Source organism: Bradyrhizobium sp. BLXBL-03 (assembly GCF_051853015.1).
GTDB classification, from domain to species: Bacteria; Pseudomonadota; Alphaproteobacteria; order Rhizobiales; family Xanthobacteraceae; genus Bradyrhizobium; species Bradyrhizobium manausense.
Window position 1 is genome coordinate 5,365,987 of the sequence record NZ_CP182470.1, and the last position, 16,195, is coordinate 5,382,181.

At 64.1% G+C, this 16,195-nt stretch carries 15 protein-coding genes; 6 read left to right on the top strand and 9 right to left on the bottom strand.

Annotated features, from left to right (window positions below):
• Nucleotides 1-27 precede the first annotated feature (27 nt).
• From ACNJX9_RS25900 to ACNJX9_RS25925, 6 genes are read right to left on the bottom strand one after another with little or no spacing between them, the layout of a single operon-like run.
• Entirely contained in the window at nt 28-1,185 is a 1,158-nt protein-coding gene (locus tag ACNJX9_RS25900; protein WP_057759094.1) for an ABC transporter substrate-binding protein, read from the bottom strand.
• A 57-nt stretch (nt 1,186-1,242) separates the two neighbouring features.
• Nucleotides 1,243-2,025 (bottom strand): cyclase family protein, encoded by a 783-nt coding sequence (locus ACNJX9_RS25905; protein WP_057758658.1) that lies wholly within the window; start codon nt 2,023-2,025, stop codon nt 1,243-1,245.
• Nucleotides 2,026-2,059: 34 nt separating this feature from the next.
• The gene (locus ACNJX9_RS25910) at nt 2,060-3,301 is read right to left on the bottom strand and encodes an SDR family NAD(P)-dependent oxidoreductase (protein ID WP_439404866.1); all 1,242 of its coding nucleotides are present in this window, start codon (nt 3,299-3,301) and stop codon (nt 2,060-2,062) included.
• Nucleotides 3,298-4,476: a thiolase family protein gene (locus ACNJX9_RS25915; protein WP_439404868.1), complete on the bottom strand. Its 1,179-nt coding sequence runs from the start codon at nt 4,474-4,476 to the stop codon at nt 3,298-3,300. The genes ACNJX9_RS25910 and ACNJX9_RS25915 overlap by 4 nt, the downstream gene beginning before the upstream one ends.
• Before the next feature lie 22 nt (nt 4,477-4,498).
• A complete protein-coding gene (locus ACNJX9_RS25920; protein ID WP_439404869.1) occupies nt 4,499-4,927 on the bottom strand; it encodes an organic hydroperoxide resistance protein in 429 nt (142 codons plus the stop codon).
• A gap of 29 nt (nt 4,928-4,956) precedes the next feature.
• Nucleotides 4,957-5,739: an aspartate/glutamate racemase family protein gene (locus ACNJX9_RS25925; protein ID WP_439404870.1), complete on the bottom strand. Its 783-nt coding sequence runs from the start codon at nt 5,737-5,739 to the stop codon at nt 4,957-4,959.
• Between the two features lie 634 nt (nt 5,740-6,373).
• Here ACNJX9_RS25925 and ACNJX9_RS25930 point away from each other — a divergent pair.
• The 6 genes from ACNJX9_RS25930 (at nt 6,374) to ACNJX9_RS25955 (ending at nt 13,242) form a co-directional block, all read left to right on the top strand.
• Nucleotides 6,374-7,522: an ABC transporter substrate-binding protein gene (locus ACNJX9_RS25930; protein ID WP_439404872.1), complete on the top strand. Its 1,149-nt coding sequence runs from the start codon at nt 6,374-6,376 to the stop codon at nt 7,520-7,522.
• A gap of 43 nt (nt 7,523-7,565) precedes the next feature.
• Nucleotides 7,566-8,609 carry a branched-chain amino acid ABC transporter permease gene (locus tag ACNJX9_RS25935; RefSeq protein ID WP_057758669.1) on the top strand — a complete coding sequence of 348 codons (1,044 nt, stop codon included), beginning with the start codon at nt 7,566-7,568 and terminating at the stop codon, nt 8,607-8,609.
• Nucleotides 8,606-10,375 (top strand): branched-chain amino acid ABC transporter ATP-binding protein/permease, encoded by a 1,770-nt coding sequence (locus ACNJX9_RS25940; protein ID WP_439404874.1) that lies wholly within the window; start codon nt 8,606-8,608, stop codon nt 10,373-10,375. Before ACNJX9_RS25935 ends, ACNJX9_RS25940 begins: the two co-directional genes overlap by 4 nt.
• The gene (locus tag ACNJX9_RS25945; protein ID WP_439404875.1) at nt 10,372-11,085 is read left to right on the top strand and encodes an ABC transporter ATP-binding protein; all 714 of its coding nucleotides are present in this window, start codon (nt 10,372-10,374) and stop codon (nt 11,083-11,085) included. Before ACNJX9_RS25940 ends, ACNJX9_RS25945 begins: the two co-directional genes overlap by 4 nt.
• 296 nt (nt 11,086-11,381) lie before the next feature.
• Entirely contained in the window at nt 11,382-12,629 is a 1,248-nt protein-coding gene (locus tag ACNJX9_RS25950) for a serine hydrolase domain-containing protein (RefSeq protein WP_439404876.1), read from the top strand.
• A gap of 433 nt (nt 12,630-13,062) precedes the next feature.
• Nucleotides 13,063-13,242 (top strand): hypothetical protein, encoded by a 180-nt coding sequence (locus ACNJX9_RS25955; protein WP_439404877.1) that lies wholly within the window; start codon nt 13,063-13,065, stop codon nt 13,240-13,242.
• Between the two features lie 136 nt (nt 13,243-13,378).
• Here the strand turns inward: ACNJX9_RS25955 and tnpC are convergent, their stop codons facing one another.
• The 3 genes from tnpC to tnpA form a co-directional block, all read right to left on the bottom strand.
• Entirely contained in the window at nt 13,379-14,971 is a 1,593-nt protein-coding gene (tnpC, locus tag ACNJX9_RS25960) for an IS66 family transposase (RefSeq protein ID WP_057745442.1), read from the bottom strand.
• A 93-nt stretch (nt 14,972-15,064) separates the two neighbouring features.
• Complete coding sequence (gene tnpB / locus ACNJX9_RS25965) at nt 15,065-15,412, bottom strand: IS66 family insertion sequence element accessory protein TnpB (protein WP_057745396.1); 348 nt, start codon at nt 15,410-15,412, stop codon at nt 15,065-15,067.
• Nucleotides 15,409-15,810: an IS66-like element accessory protein TnpA gene (tnpA, locus tag ACNJX9_RS25970; protein ID WP_439404878.1), complete on the bottom strand. Its 402-nt coding sequence runs from the start codon at nt 15,808-15,810 to the stop codon at nt 15,409-15,411. Before tnpA ends, tnpB begins: the two co-directional genes overlap by 4 nt.
• Nucleotides 15,811-16,195 lie beyond the last annotated feature (385 nt).

Consider the following 16,195-nt stretch of genomic DNA (forward strand, 5'->3'; position numbering starts at 1 on the left):
CGCTGCTCTCGATCACATCTACCTCGCTCACGGTAACAGCTTGTATTTACCGTCCTCGATCTGGACCATGATGCGCGAACGGTCGTCGACGCCATGCCGATCCGCCGGCGTATAGGTGTAAACGCCCTGCGTCCCCACGACCTCCTTTGTGGCAAACAGCGCATGGCGAAGCGCGACACGGAATTCCGGCGAGCCGGGCTTGGCACCTGATGCCATCGCACGCTTGGCGGCATCGGCGAGCACCAGCCAGCCATCGAAGGAATAGGACGAAAACGAATCCGTCGGCGCCTCGCCGTTCGCCTTCTCGAAGGCCGCGCGGAAATCCAGCGCCACCTTCTGGATCGGATTGCTGGGGGGAAGCTGCTCCGCCGCGGTCACCGGCCCGGTCGGGCAGATGATGCCGTTGGCCGCCTTGCCGGCGAGGCGCAGGAAGTCGGCGCTGATCATGCCGTGATTGCCATAGAGCGGCCCCTTGTAGCCGCGCTCGGACAGCGCGATCACCGGCAATGCACCCGGCGTCCCCGTTCCGCCCAGCATGATCGCATCGGGATGCGAGGCGACGACGCGCAGCACCTGCGCTGTGACCGAAGAATCCGAACGCGCATAGCGCTCATTGGCAATGATCTTGATGTCGGCCGTCTTCGCACTTTGCTCGAGCGAGTTGTACATGAGGTCGCCGAACGCATCGGTGAACCCTATGAAGGCAACGGTCTTCAGACCTTTCGCCTTCATATTGTCAACGATCCCTTGCACCAGCAGCGGCGTCGGCTGCGGCGTCTGGACGACCCATGGGCCGCCATCGCCAGGCGGCACCGGCGCGATCGGCGATACAGCGATCATCGGAACCTTCATCTCGATCGCCGCCGTCGCCATCGCCAGCGTCTGGGGGGCGCCGGACGTGCCGATCAGGACATCGACTTTCTCCTGCTCGACCAGCTTGCGCGCATTGCGCGCCGACGCGGTCGGATCGGAGCCATCATCGAGCTGGATGACCCGGACCTTCTCGCCGCCGATCTCGCCGAGATAGGCTTGGCCCGCCGCAATCCCCTTCGCGTTGGGAATTCCAATCGACGACACCGGCCCACTGAGGCCGGTGACGAACCCGACGAGGATGTCGGCCTGCGCTGCTTGTGGGACGGCAAGCAGCAATGCAGCGGAGGCGAGCAAGCTCCTGATCAAGTTCATGGCACCTGTCTTTCGTAAGTGTTTTTTTGTTCTGATCGGCAAGCGCCATGACGGGGCTCAGGTCGACGCAACCAGCGCGATGACGCGAAGCGGACTGCCGGAGCCGTTCTGGATCTTCAGTGGCGAAGCCACGATGACGGCGCCGGTGGGCGGCAACTGATCGAGGTTGCAGAGACATTGCAGGCCGTAACGCCCCGCTCCGTGCAGGAAGTGATGCGCCGGATAAGGCGGATCGAAATGCCCGGCCTGCCCCGCATCGGTACCGATGGTCTCGGTGCCAAACCCGATGACGCCGCGCTCCTCCACAAGCCACTTCATCACAGCGGGATTCGGGCCCGGCGTATGTGCACCGTCATCCCTGAGGTTTGCGTAATCGCGCCAGCCCTTCTTCGACCAGTCGGTGCGCAACAGAACCCAGTGACGAGGAGGGATCCGTCCATGCTTCGTCTCCCACGCCTCGACATCAGGGACAGTCAGGACGAAGTCCGCATCCCGCGCGGCCTGCGCCGAGCAGTCGATGACGCAAGCCGGGGCGATCATGTCCTTCGGCGGCATGGTGTCGACGGCATTGTTGGGCAGATCCTTGCCGGTGAACCAGTGGATCGGCGCGTCGAAATGCGTGCCGGTGTGCTCGCCGAAGGTAACGTTGTTCCAGTACCAGGCCGGACCGCGGCCGTCATATCGCGAGATTTCCTGGATGCGGACCGGCGCGGCCTGCCCGAACTCGGGCGGCAGCACGATGACCGGAAAATCCGGACTGAGCGTAAAGGTCAGATCGACGACGCGCACCGCGCCCGAGGAAATCGCACTCGCCAGCTCCAGGAGATTCTTGCTTTGCATTGTGACGTCCTCCAGCTTGGTTGAAATCCGCTTCTTACCTGTCGAGCTCGCGCTCCAGCGCTTTCGGATTGGCCGCGAGACGTTGCCGGATCTCCTCGGCGACGTCTCCGACATAGACTTCTTCGAGCCCGCCCTTCAGACCGGACACGATCGCCTGCGCAATCGCGCGCGGCGCCACCTTCGGCGGCGGGACAGTCTGGAACCATTCGGTGTCGACGGGCCCGGTGAATAGATTCATCACCTTGACGCCGCCGGGCCTCAGCTCCGCACGAAGGCAGTGCGAGAGCGACAGGCACGCCGCCTGCGAGGCCGAATAGGCACCAAAGGCAGGCCAGTTCGCCAGCGCATAGACCGAGAGAATATTGACCCACGCGCTACTGCTATTGATGCCGTCGGCACCTCGCATCCGCATGGCGGGACCAAAAGCCTGCGCGAGATTGATGAAGCCGAGATAGGCCTGGTCGATCTCGTCGCGCGCAATGCTCGTGCCCCTGCGGTCGAGCAGGCCGCCCGGCCGCACATATTCCGTCGTGTTGACGAGGATATCGACCTTGCCACCGATGTCGGCGGCAAGATCAGCCGCCGATTTTTCGTCGGCCGCATCGAGGGTCACGATCTCGACCCCATCCTGACCGCGCAGCCTTTCCTCGCCGGCAAAGGGCCGCCACGGTTCGGCGACGCCGACGAACACCGTCTTGGCGCCTGCGGCCTTCAAGGCAGCGACGGCTTCCTGGCCGATCATGTTACGGCCGTTGGTCACGAGCACGCGCCGGAATTTCGGATCGGCTGTCATTTCCCGCCACTGCCTGTCGTCCGCCATGTTCGGAGTCTCCCCCTCGGGATGGGCAAAGGCCACCGCCTGCCCGCTCTTGTCGAGTTGCAACGACATGCGGACGGCCGCGCCCTCTACGCAGTCGGCATGAAGATGCGCGACAATGCTCGGACCGCAATCCATCTTGACGAGCCCGATCCGCCACGGCGCCCGTTCGCGAAAATAGACGTCGCTCGGCACGCGGGCCGTGGTCTCGGCGAGCAGCATGCCCCGGCGTGGCGCGTCGATGAAGACAAGGCCAACCGAAAGACAGGACGGACATGCCTCCCGTGCCGGATAGGCAAAAGAGCCGCAAGCGGCGCAGCGTTGCAGCATGAAGCGGCCCTCGGCGGCCGCGCGCGTGAACCCGTGCGACGTCCAGCTGCGCGGTCGCGGAGGCGAGGCAGGCAGCCGCGTCCGCAGCAGCGGGTTCTTGCGCCGGGGCGGCTTGATCGGCTCTATCATCGCGAAGGCCCTGCAAAGATCGCGGCGCCCGAGGCGAGACCACGGTCATAGTTGATCATACCGAATCCCGAGGCCAGAGCGAGGCTGGCATTCCTGACCTGTGTGGGACCTGCAGTGCCGAGAACCTGCCGCAGCCCTTCGACGACACCGAGATAGGCGCCGGCCGCACCGGCCTGCCCGACCGAGAGCTGTCCACCCGAGGTGTTGTGCGGGAAGTCGCCGTCGATCGTGAGATCATGCTGGCGCACGAACGCGGCGCCCTCGCCTTTCTTGCAGAAGCCAAGATCCTCGAACTGCATCATGGTGATGACGGGGTAATCGTCATAGGTCTGCACGACATCGAGATCATCAGGCTTCACGCCGGCCATCGCGTAGAGCTCGTCCACATCCATCGCCCAGCCGCCGCGCACCTGCATCGGATCGGCGGCAAAGGCATTGTGCCGCTCGATTGTCGACAGCAATCGCGCCGCAGGCAGACCCAGCGATGCCGCAGTCTCCTCGCGCATCACGAGGAAGGCCTCGGCGCCGGCGCACGGCATCACGCAATCGAACAGATGAATGGGATCGGAGATCGGCCGGGCGGCCAGATATTGCTCCATGGTCAGCGGCGTCTTCATCAGCGCATGCGGATTGCGCAAGGCGTTGGCACGCTGGGCGACGGCGATCCTGCCGACATCCTCACGCGTGACCCCGAACGTCCGCATGTAGTTGCGTGCGATCAGCGCAAAACTCGAATTGGCGCCTCCCGCGCCGTAGGGATAGACGGCGTCTTGGTTGAAGCGCGAGAAGTTCTCGAGCGTGAGCCTGAACGAATCGACGTGATTGGTGTCACCGGCGACACACGCCACGATGTCGGCGTCGCGCGCCTGAACCGCGCGCGCCGCCTTGCGCAGACCTGCAATGGCACTGGCGCCGCCCAGCGGGATCGTATCTAACCACCGGACGCACAGCCCGAAATGCTGCGTCAATCCAATACCGCTGTCGGTCCCCATGGTGAAGCTGGAGACGCACAGGCCGTCGATGTCGGAGGCCTTGATGCCGGCTTGCGCAACGAGCGCGCTCAGGGCGCGGCCGATCCACCATTGCGCACTTTCGATGGAGTAGCGCACATAGGGAATCGTGACGGGCGCGGCGATCACGACGCCATCATACGGTGTGCGCAAGGTGTTGGTCACCGACCGTCCTCGTTCATCCGCCTCAGACCACCGTCAGCTTCACGGCAATATTGCCGCGGGTTGCGTTCGAATAGGGGCAGCGCTCATGCGCGCCGGCAACGACCTCTTCCGCCGCTGCTTTCTCGACGCCTGGCAGGTTGACTTTCAGCTCGACGGCGAGCGCATATCCGACCGGCACCGGCCCCATCGCAACCTTCGCCGTCACGGACGGCTCGGCGGAGGGCATCACCTTCCGGGTGCGTGCGACGAGCTTGACCGCGCCGAGAAAGCACGCGGCATAGCCGGCGGCAAAAAGCTGCTCGGGATTGGTGCCCTCGCCGCCGGGGCCGCCCAGCGACTTCGGCACGGACAGTGACACCGACAACAGACCGTCGACGCTGGCGGCCTTGCCATCCCGACCTCCTGTCGCCGTCACCTCGGTCTCGTACAGGATCTTTTCGGGAGTCATCATGATGCGTTCTCCAGGAACGGTTTCGAGAACTAGCGGCTGTTACGGGCCAGCAGCGCGCGGAAGTCGCTGCGCGCCCGGGCGCTGGCCCGCCTGAAGCTCGGTCCGCGGCTGGGCTCGGTGCCGTTGAGCTTGCGGAGCTGCACCCACATCTCGGCGCTCTTGAGCGCCACGGCCGCGCAGTTGACCACCGGCGCGTGGCCGACCTTCAGGCCATGCTCCTTCCCGATCAGAAGCCCCGGCAGCACGCCGGCCGGGATCACGACATCGGCGCCGCGCTCGACCAGGGGCAGCGCGCAGGCGACAAAATCCTTGATCATGCGCGCCTGTGCTGCAGCATCGCCGGCAAACGCATCGGCGAAATCCTCCGGCTTGCAGCCGAGGCCGGTCACATGGACGATGCGATCGCCGAGGCCGTAGCGCTCGGCCTGCTCATAGTGCCAGACCTCGAAGACGGGATCGAGCGTCACAAGACCGAGACGCCGGCCGAGCTGCGAGGCCGCCAGCAACGTCGCCTCGCCGGTCCCGATCACCGGAATGTCGAGCGCCGAGCGCAGCTCGTAGAGGCCGGGATCCTGGAAATGCCCCATGACGAAGGCATCGAAGCCGCCCTCCTCCGCCGCGATGCCGTTGTCGATCGCCTGGACGGCGCAGCGCAATTCCGCGAGCCGGCCGAACTCGCGGTCCGGCGGACTGATACCCTCGACGTGAACCGTCGTGCCTGGTGCAGCGATGCCGTTGAGGTATTCCGACAGCCGCGCCATGTAGGGCGCGTTCACGCTCGCATCAACGAAGCTCTGCCAGAAGATGCGCATCGTCCTTCTCCTCAAGCGGCGATCGGAGGATCGGTCGTCGGCTGCCGATGAATATATTTCAATCATAAACTAATTCGCGCGTCAAATGCGCGCGGCGGCGACTGCGAGGCTCGCCGTCGGAGCATGGCCCGCAGGGCTTTTTCGCTTCAGCGGGCCGCCAAGAAACGCCGCACACTGACGAAATTGTATGCAGCAACATTTTTTTCTGACAGCCCCGTGACACGTGTTGACGGCGCCACCGCCGATACTTTAGGCTTTAAGTAATTCCTCGCCGACCAGGGACCGGCGGCCGTGACAATGATGTTGCAGGGCACCGATTTTGAGAGACTCGATCGTGTGGACATTCGCCGGGCTCGAACGGCCGGCTGTAGCGGCAGCGTCGCCGGTCGCGCGTCGCGGCCGCACCGAGGGTCTTTCATCGCTCCGGAAAGGGCCCGCCTGCATTCGCCGGTGGGTTCGACGTTCGCGCGGCAAGCAACATCATGACTGCTGAGCGCCGGGCGAGCAAACTCTCTTCGGACGCGCCCGGTATTTGGCGCTGCAGCAATACTTTCAATCGGTTGGCTCGTCGTTCGGGGTTCCCGCGCGGCGGCTTCACGGCATTCCTATCCAATATCAACGGAGGAGAACGCGTATGCGCAAGACTCTGAGCTTCCTTGCACTTGCAGCGGGCATCGCTGCCGCCCCGGCTGCGCGGGCCGACATCACCATCGGCTTCGTCACCTCACTCAGCGGCAACGGCTCGTCGATCGGCATCCCCTACGGGCGCGGCATCAACGCCGCCTATGAGTACAAGAAAACCATCAACGGCGAGACCATTCGTCTGATCCAGCTGGACGACGGCTCGGACCCGTCGGCTGCGACCCGCAACGCGCGCAAGCTGGTGGAAGAGGAGAAGGTCGATCTCCTGATTGGGACGGCGACGGCGCCTTCGACCATCGCCATGGCGGCGGTGGCGAGCGAATTGAAGGTGCCGATGATCGCGGTGTCGCCGATCGGCAAGCTGCCTGATACGCCCGAACAATGGGTGGTGTCGGTGCCGCAGCCGGCATCCCTCCTGGTCAAGATCGTCGCCGATCGCATGAAGCGCGACGGCATGAAGAACATCGGCTATATCGGCTTCTCCGACGCCTGGGGCGATCTCGTCTATAACGGCGCCAAGGCGGCCGAAGCCGCCGGCGACATCAAGATCCAGAGCAACGAGCGCTATGCCCGCACCGACACTTCGGTGACCGCGCAGATCCTTAAAGTGCTGGCCGCGCGGCCGGATGCCGTGCTGGACGGCGGCTCGGGCACGCAAGGCGCGCTGCCGCTGCTCAGCCTCGCCGACCGCGGCTTCAAGGGAAACACCTACGGCACGGTGGCGCTGGTCAATCCGGACTTCGTCAATGTCGGCGGCAAGGCGGCCGACGGCATCCAGGTTTCCGCAGGTCCCGTGATCGTCGCCGAGCAGCTGCCCGACGAGCACTTCGCCAAGAAGATCGCGCTGGATTTCCGCAGCGTCTACCAGAAGGTCCATAACATTCCGACCACCGACGGCTTCTCTGCTTACTCGTTCGACGCCTGGCTGATCTTCGCCAATGCCGCCGAGCGCGCGCTGAAGACCGCCAAACCCGGAACAGTGGAATTCCGCGCGGCGCTGCGGGACGCGATCCTCAGCACCAAGGAACTGCCGGGCGTGCATGCCGTCTACAACTTCAAGCCCGGCTCGGTCACCGGCGTCGACGAACGTTCGCTCGTCGTGGTGCGCCTGACCGGCGGCGCCTGGAAATACGCGCCTTAGTCCGACGGCGGCTGGCCACCACTACGAGGGGACGGCGTTCTCAATGACGAGCGACATCGCAGCCATTCTTGCGATCGACGGGATCGCTACCGGCGCAGTCTATGCGCTGGTGGCGATCGGAACCGTCCTCATCTTCACGGTGACACGGGTCATCTTCATTCCCTTCGGCGACATTGCCGCCTTCACGGCGCTGACGCTGGCCGCCCTCGACGCCAAGCGCTTTCCGGGCACAGGCGCGCTGGTCGTCATCCTGGCGTGCCTGGCGACGCTGATCGAGATCATCTCGCTGCTGCGCGCGGGCGAGCTTCGCCTGTTTCCGCGCGCCCTGTTCTTCTATCTGGCGCTGCCGCTGGCCGTGGTTGGAATTGCCTGGCTGACGATGCGCGCCGATCCGCCGCTCGGTGTCAGACTCGTGCTCGCCTTGCTGCTGATCACGCCGATCGCTCCGCTGCTGGACCGGATCGTGTTCCGGCCCATCGCGGACGGAACGGTGCTGCTGCTGCTGACCGTCTCGGTCGCGCTGCACTTCGCACTGGTCGGACTTGGCCTCTTGTTCTTCGGTCCTGAAGGTGTCCGGACCGAGCCGCTGACCTCGTTCTCGACCGAGTTCGCCGGCGTGCTGATCTCGGGCCAGACCATGCTGATCGTGATCGCAGCGCTCGTCTTCTCCGGCCTGCTCTATCTCTTCTTCGACTTCACGCTGGTCGGCAAATCACTGCGCGCCACCGCCGTGAACCGGACCGGATCCCGCCTGATGGGCATCCGCCCCGCGCGCGCCGGCACCATCGCTTATCTGCTGGGCTCGCTGATGGCCGGCGTCTCCGGCATCCTGATCGCACCCGTCAACACCGTGTTCTATGACTCCGGCTTCCTGATCGGTCTCAAGGCCTTTGTCGGCGCCATCGTCGGCGGCATGACCAGCTATCCAGGAGCTGCGATCGGCGCGGTTGGAGTCGGCATCCTCGAAAGCTTCGCCTCCTTCCAGAGCAGCGCGCTGAAGGATGTCATCGTGTTCTCGCTGCTGATCCCCATCCTGATCTGGCGATCGCTCGCCTCGCTGCATTCCGAGGAGGAGATCGAGGAATGACGCGCCTTCACGTTCAGCTCGCAGCAATTGCCGCGGTGGCGTGCCTCGCGCTCGCGCCGCTCGTCCTCAGCCCGTTCAGCATCACGCTGATGAACTACATCGGCATCTATTCGCTGGTCGCGATCGGCCTTGCCCTGCTCACCGGCGTCGGCGGCATCGTGTCGTTTGGACAGGCGGCCTTCGTCGGCATCGCGGCCTATGCCACCGCGTGGGTCTCGGCCCTGAACGGGTACTCACCCTGGCTCGGCCTCGTGTTCGGCGTGGTGCTGACCTGCGGTGTCGCGACCGTCCTCGGCGTCGTCACTCTTCGGCTGCAGGGACATTTCCTGTCGCTGTCGACCGTCGCCTGGGGATTGGCGATCGGCTTCCTGTTCGGCAATGTCGAGGGGCTCGGCCGCTTCAACGGCATCTCGTCGATCCCGCCGATCAGCATCGGAGCGTTCGCGCTCGTTGGCAGCGCGCAGATCTATTTCCTGATCTGGGGCATCGTCGCAGCGGTCCTCTTCCTCGGCTACAACCTGCTGGACTCCCGGCTCGGCCGGGCCATGCGCGCGCTGCGCGGCGGCAATATCCTGGTCGAGAGCCTCGGCATCAACGCCTTCAAGATCAAGCTCGTCACCTTCGTGATCGCGGCGTTTCTCGCCTCCCTCTCCGGCTGGCTCTATGCGCATATGAGCCGCTTCATCAGCCCGGGCCCGTTCGATGCCGGCATGGGCATCGAATATCTGATGATGTCGATGGTCGGCGGCGCCGGCAGTTTGCTCGGCGGCGTCGTGGGCGCGGCGATCGTCACCCTGCTCAAGAACAGCGTGCAGGACTATCTGCCGCTGATCGCCAAGGGCGCGTCCGGCCAGCTCGAGATCGTCGCGTTCTCCGCGCTGTTCATCCTGTTCCTGCAATGGGCGCGGCAGGGCATCGTGCCGTTCGTCGCGCGCTATCTGCCGAAGATCAAGCGCGAGCGGCCCGCGCCGGCGCCGCCGTTGCCCCGCCGCCCGCAGCCGGCACCGGGCGAGCTGCTTCTGAAGGTCGATGGCGCCGAGCGCCGGTTCGGCGGCCTCGTCGCGGTCAACAATGTCAGCTTCGAAGTCCGCTCCGGCGAGATCCTCGCCGTCATCGGCCCGAACGGCGCCGGCAAGAGCACGATGTTCAATTGCCTCACCGGCGCGCTCAGGGTGAACAAGGGCGAGATCGTCTTCGCCGGACGCCCGATCACGCGCGATCCGCAATCGCGCATCGCCAAGGGTGGAATCGCCCGGACGTTCCAGCATGTGAAGCTGCGGCCGCGCATGAGCCTCCTGGAGAACGTGAAGCTCGGCACTTACGCGCGCACCAGCACGGGCCTGTTCGCCGGCGCCTTCCGCCTCAACCGGCGCGAGGAGGCCAGCACAAGGCACGAGGCGTTGATGCAGCTCGAGCGCGTCGGGCTCGGCGACAAGCCGTTCGAGCTCGCCGGCAATCTGCCGCTCGGCAACCAGCGCATCCTCGAGATCGCGCGCGCGCTCGCCGCCGATCCGGCGCTGCTGGTGCTGGACGAGCCGGCGGCGGGGCTGCGCCGCCAGGAGAAGCTGCGGCTTGCGGAGCTGCTACGGTCACTGCGATCGGACCATCTAACCATCCTGATCGTCGAGCATGACATGGAGTTCGTGATGTCGCTGGTCGACCGCATCGTGGTGCTCGATTTCGGCTCCAAGCTTTGCGAAGGCGCGCCCGCCGCGATCCGCAGCGACGCGCGGGTGCAAGAGGCCTATCTCGGAGGCGTCGCGTGAGCCAGATGTTTTCGATGCGCGATGTGACCGTCTGCTACGACAATGTCGAAGCGGTCCGCAACGTCACGCTGTCGGTCGAGGAAGGACAGATCGTCACCGTGATCGGCCCGAACGGCGCCGGCAAGACCACGCTGCTGATGGCCGCGATCGGCCTGCTCGCTTCGCGCGGCCGCCTCGTCTTTCAGGGCAACGACATCGGCAGGATGTCGGTTGAGGACCGCGTCGAGCGCCGGCTCTGCCTCGTCCCGGAAAAGCGCGAGCTGTTCTCCGACATGTCGGTCGCCGACAATCTCCTGCTCGGCTCCTACAGCCTGCGCGACCGCTCCGGCGTGCAGAAGACGCTGGACGAAGTCTACGACCGCTTCCCCCGCCTGAAGGAGCGGCAGCGCCAGGCCGCCGGCACCCTCTCCGGCGGCGAGCGCCAGATGCTGGCGCTCGGCCGCGCGCTGATGGCGAAGCCGAAACTGCTGATGCTCGATGAACCCAGCCTCGGCCTCGCACCGCTGATCGTGCGCGAAATCTTTCGCACCATCGCCTCGCTGCGCGACCTCGGCGTCTCGATCCTGCTGGTCGAGCAGAACGCCCGCGCCGCGCTGGAGACCGCCGACTACGGCTATGTGCTCGAGACCGGCGAGATCGTGCAGTCCGGCCTCGCCAAGGATCTGATCCATGATAAAAGGCTGATCACGGCCTATCTCGGCGGGCACTGACGCCGGTCCGACCAGAACAGTCGAAAACAACCCCATGCACAGTAGCCTGTGACAGCCATATCAATGGCTTAGTCACTCACTTACGGATTTTACGAAATCCACTTGCTCCGTCGGGCAAAACAGTGGCATGATGTCATCATCGCCGCTCAGGCTTGTTCGCACGCAACAACGGCGGCTCGACACAGGGCCATTGTGGCGAGGCTCACATGTTTAGCACATCCTCATCACGCGCTACCTCGACCTATTTTGAACGCCTGACGCGAGCCGGCCGACGGATCAAGGCGGCCGCAAGGTTGGTGGCGTTCGCGCTGGTCGCCGCGCTCGTGGCTGCAAGTTTGAATGCCACGTTTGGAGATACGCCGGCCGCACGAGGCCTTTCGCAACCGGGCCTTCAGCGCGTCGGTGACTATCTACGACATGAGATCGCGATCAGTAAAATTCCCGGCGCGATCCTGTTGATCCAGCAGCACGGAAAGCCGGTCTACTACGAAAAATTCGGCCTGCGCGACGTCGCAACCAAGGTGCCGATGACGGATGACACCATCTTTCGGTACTATTCGATGTCGAAACCGATCACATCGGTTGCCGCGCTGATGCTGGTCGACGACGGCAAGCTGTCGTTGGATGACCCCCTCTCCAAGTACATTCCTGCCTTTGCCGATGTAAAGGTCGGCGTGGAAAAGCCCGACGCGACTGGAAAGCCGGTGTTTACGCTGGAACCGCTCAAGCGCCCGATCACCATACGCGATCTGATGCGACAGACTTCCGGTATCACTTACGGGTTTTACGGCGACGGCCCCGTGCAAAAACTCTATCGGCAGGCCGACCTTTACGGCGGCGATTTTGACAACGCCGAGTTCGCTGCGCGCCTTGCGAACCTGCCGCTCGCCGAGCAACCGGGCACGAGGTGGACCTATAGCCATTCCGTCGATGTGCTCGGGAGGGTGATCGAGGTGGCTTCGGGGCAATCGCTGTTTCAGTTCGAGAAGGAGCGGCTGCTGGATCCCCTTGGCATGAGCCATACCGCGTTCTTTGTCGCGGACGAGGCGAAGCGCCCGCTGGTTGCCCAGTTCCTGCCGGATGACCTGATAGAACCGCCCATTGCCGGAATCAGGGACCCGATGGTGCATAGGCGCTGGGAATCCGGCGGAGCCGGAATGGTCGGGACGACCGGCGACTACGCGCGCTTTGTGCAGATGCTCTTGAATGGCGGCACGGTCGACGGACGACGCTATCTGAAGCCGGAGACGGTGGCCCTGATGACGTCGGACCAAATCGGTCCCGGGAGCGGAATCGCACCCGCCGATATCTATTTTCTGGCAGTCCACGCCGGATTCGGGTTGGGGGTTGCCGTGCTCACATCGCCGCAACCGAAGAGGCCGTGGCCGCCAGGCATCTATGGATGGGACGGCGTGGCCGGCACCTTCTTCTTTGTAGATCCGAACGACGATCTGTTCGCGCTGTGCATGATGCAGTCACCGTCGCAGCGCGGGCGGATCGAGACGGAGTTGGCGCCGCTGATTTTCGACGCGATGGTGAGGTAGGTTTGCCAAAGCTTGATGGACTTCAGGGACTGATTGCGATTGCCGTTAGCCGGCGATGCATCGGCCCTGCGTCACTCCTTGGCCGCGCCGGCGAGGTGATCGAATAGGCTTCCCTTTGAGTGAGCGCGGTATTGGACCAACGCATCAGTTGATGCGTTACTGAGCTGTGTCCGGAATCAGGGGTAGACCGGAAGTAACCGGCCGATCATCAAGACGGCGCTGTTGACCCATAGCTGACCTCCCGTAGCGTATTCAGGGCCGCGGTTTGACCCCAAGTGTCCTAGTTTGTTCTCACTAGTATCTTAAGCTCACTTTTGAACAATATCGATCTGTAGTAATCTACCCCCATCACCGGCCGAGGCTCTGCCCGTAGGCGTCGGTGGCTGAGAGACCATTTTGCGCTCCCGCCTGCATGAGCAAGGGGAGCGCCGTCATGGCCAAACAACCTTCTATCGTGCGCGTTCGCGACGTAGCATCCGACATCACGGAGCAGAATATCAAAATGCGCGAGGAACTCGCCAAAGCTGCCGAAGTGCTTAAGCTCCCCATCCCGGATACATTCCTAGGCCGGAAAACACAGGAGCCGTTTCCAAAAGAAAGCGGCAGCAACTAACCTGCTTAAATAGCGCTCACACAACATTTGTTGTATGCAGAGCAAATCACCGGCAACGAAACTTGGCGTCGGTGACTGAGAGATTCGTAACCGTCCGGTGAGGGCCGCGGGATGATCGCGTGGCGCGGTGGCCCGATCAGGCCGCAGACTGAACGGGGGTTCTGTTCCAATCCCAAGGCAGCAGCTCATTGAGCTGACCTTGAGGGGTGCTGGCGATGCGGGCCAAGACGTCCGCCAGCCAGGCTTGCGGATCGACGTCATTGAGCTTTGCCGTCATGATTAGCGTCGCCATGGTGGCGGCGCGGTCGGCACCACGTTCGGAGCCGGCGAAGAGCCATGACTTGCGGCCGAGGGCAAAGCCGCGCAGCGCGCGCTCCGCCGCATTGTTTGTCAGGCAGATCCGCCCATCATCGATGAAGCGAGCAAACCGGTCCCAGCGGCGCAGCATGTAGTCGATTGGCTTGGCGACTGCGGACGAGTTTGACAGCCGGGCACGCTGCTCGCGGAGCCATGCTTCCAATGCCGTCAAAGGCGGAGCGCTTTGCTCCTTGCGCATGCGCAGACGCTCTTCGGCGCTTTGGCCGTTGATGCTGCGCTCAATATCGAACAGCGCATCGAAGCGCTTGACCGCCTCCAGGGCAATCGGCGAGATCGCTGCGGCATTCTTGTCGCGCCTCGCATTGGCCGCGATGTCCGCCAGCTCGAAGAACTGGCGCCTGGCGTGGGCCCAACAGAGTGCGGACGTGATCGGCCCCTGCGCGCGCGAGGCGTCATACAGCTCGTTGTAGCCGCTATAGGCGTCGGCCTGCAGGATGCCGGAGAAGCTTTGGAGATGCCGTGTGGGATGCTCCTGCCGCCGGTCGCGCGAGGCGTAATAGAGCGCGGCCGGCGGCGCCCGTCCGCCAAACGGCCGATCGTCGCGAACGTAGGTCCAGATATGTCCCTTGACCGTCTGGCCCTTGGCCAGGATCGGCACCGTGGTGTCATCGCCATGCAGTCGCTCGGCGGAGAGGACGTGATGCTCGATCAGCCGATAAAGCGGCTGCAGGGCCACCGCACAGGCGCCGACCTGGTCAGCCAGTGTCGACAGACTCAGATCGATGCCCTCCCGGGCGTAGCGCTCGCTCTGCCGATTCAAGGGCTGATGCTGGCCGAACTTCTCGAACAGGATCATGGCCAGCAGGTTCGGCCCGGCAAAGCCGCGCGGCGTCACGTGGAAGGGGGCTGGCGGCTGGGTGATCGTCTCGCAGTCCCGGCACGAGAACTTCTCGCGCACCGTCTGGATCACCTTCCACTGCCGGGGAACGACCTCCAGCGTCTCGGTAATGTCTTCGCCCAGCTTTGATAGCTTCGATGAGCCACAGCAAGGGCAGCTCTGCGGTGCGGCGATCACGACCCGCTCGCGCGGTAAATGTTCGGGGAACGGTTTGCGCGACGGACGCTTGCGCTGGAAGGATTGTACCGTCTGTGTCTTGGCCGCCGCCCTCTCGGCCGCCAGCTCGTCTTCGGTTGCGGTTGCTTCCAACTCTTCGAGCTCGAGCTCCATCTGCTCCAAGAGCCGTGCCTTGCGCTCCGAGCGGCTGCCGTAAATCTGGCGACGCAGCTTCTCGATCTCGAGCTTGAGGTAACTGATCAGGGCCTCGGCCGCCTTCGCGTCGGCAGCTTCTGCTTTGGCGCTCGCCGCAACCGCTTCCGCTTCCAGGCGCGCGGCGCGCTCCGCGAGGATCATCGCATGCGCGGCGGCCAGATCGGTGGGGAGCGATTCAGATGTGGTCACGATGTTGATGGAATCACATCCATCACGATCCGCAAGCTCAAAGCCTCATCCGACCGACGTCGGTCGCCACGTCTCCTGTGGGTGCCGCCAGTCGATTCCGGACAAGAGATAACCGAGCTGCGCCGACGAGATCGTCACCACACCCTCGGTCGGGCTCGGCCAGATGAAGCGGCCGCGCTCAAGGCGTTTTGTGAACAGGCAGGCGCCCTGGCCGTCATGCCAGATCACCTTCAGCAGGTTGCCACGGCGACCGCGAAAGCAAAACAGGTGGCCGCCCAGCGGGTCGCGATGCAAGATCTCCTGAACCTGCAACGCCAGCGACGGAAAGCCCTTCCGCATGTCGGTATGGCCGGTCGCAAGCCATACCCGCACGCCGGCCGGCAACGGGATCATCGCGGCCGTCCATCAGTCAGCGCCGCCACGACTGCGCTTAGCGTCGCCGCGTCAACCGCACCGGTGATCCGCATCCGAGCGCCGGCAGCGAACTCAATCTCGATCGCACCGCAACTTCCCGAGGGCGCCGTCAACGGTTGCCGGTCTGGCGCCATGGAGACTGCCGCAAAACGGACCTCATCGTCCTGCCGCTGCATCGGCTCGGGCCCGCAAGCGAGGACGCCGGTCCGCGCCTGCCGCCGCCAAGCCGTAACCAAATTGCGGTGAACGTCATGTCGTCGAGCAACTTCGACAACACTCGCCCCAGGAGCCAGACTCTCCTCCACGATCCGAAGCTTCTCGGCACTCGTCCACCGCCGTCGCCGCTCAGGACCGGACAGAACCGTAACCGTCGTCACGTTTGCTCATTTGCTTGCGAATTAATGCGCAAACCATCTCACGCCCGTACCCGATCCGGGAAGGCGGCCTCCACCGGAGGCGTACAGAGATTCTGGTGCTCCCGCCTGTCAACGAGGACATGGGGCAATGGAAGTGTCACTGGACCCACCCAAGGGCGCAAGGTCCGCACGCAAGCCGGCCTGCCCAAATCACGGCGCCGATACCCTTAGCGTATATCTGACCCTTCAGGATGTGTCGCGAGGCGGCACAGTCACGGTCTATCGCTGCACCGAGTGCGAGCGGCTGATTTGGGACGATTAGCTCTGGCAGAGAATAAAGTGCCGGAAAACAATGTGGGACAACGGCCACTGTCCATCGATGACCTCCGGCAGATGGTCCGCGACG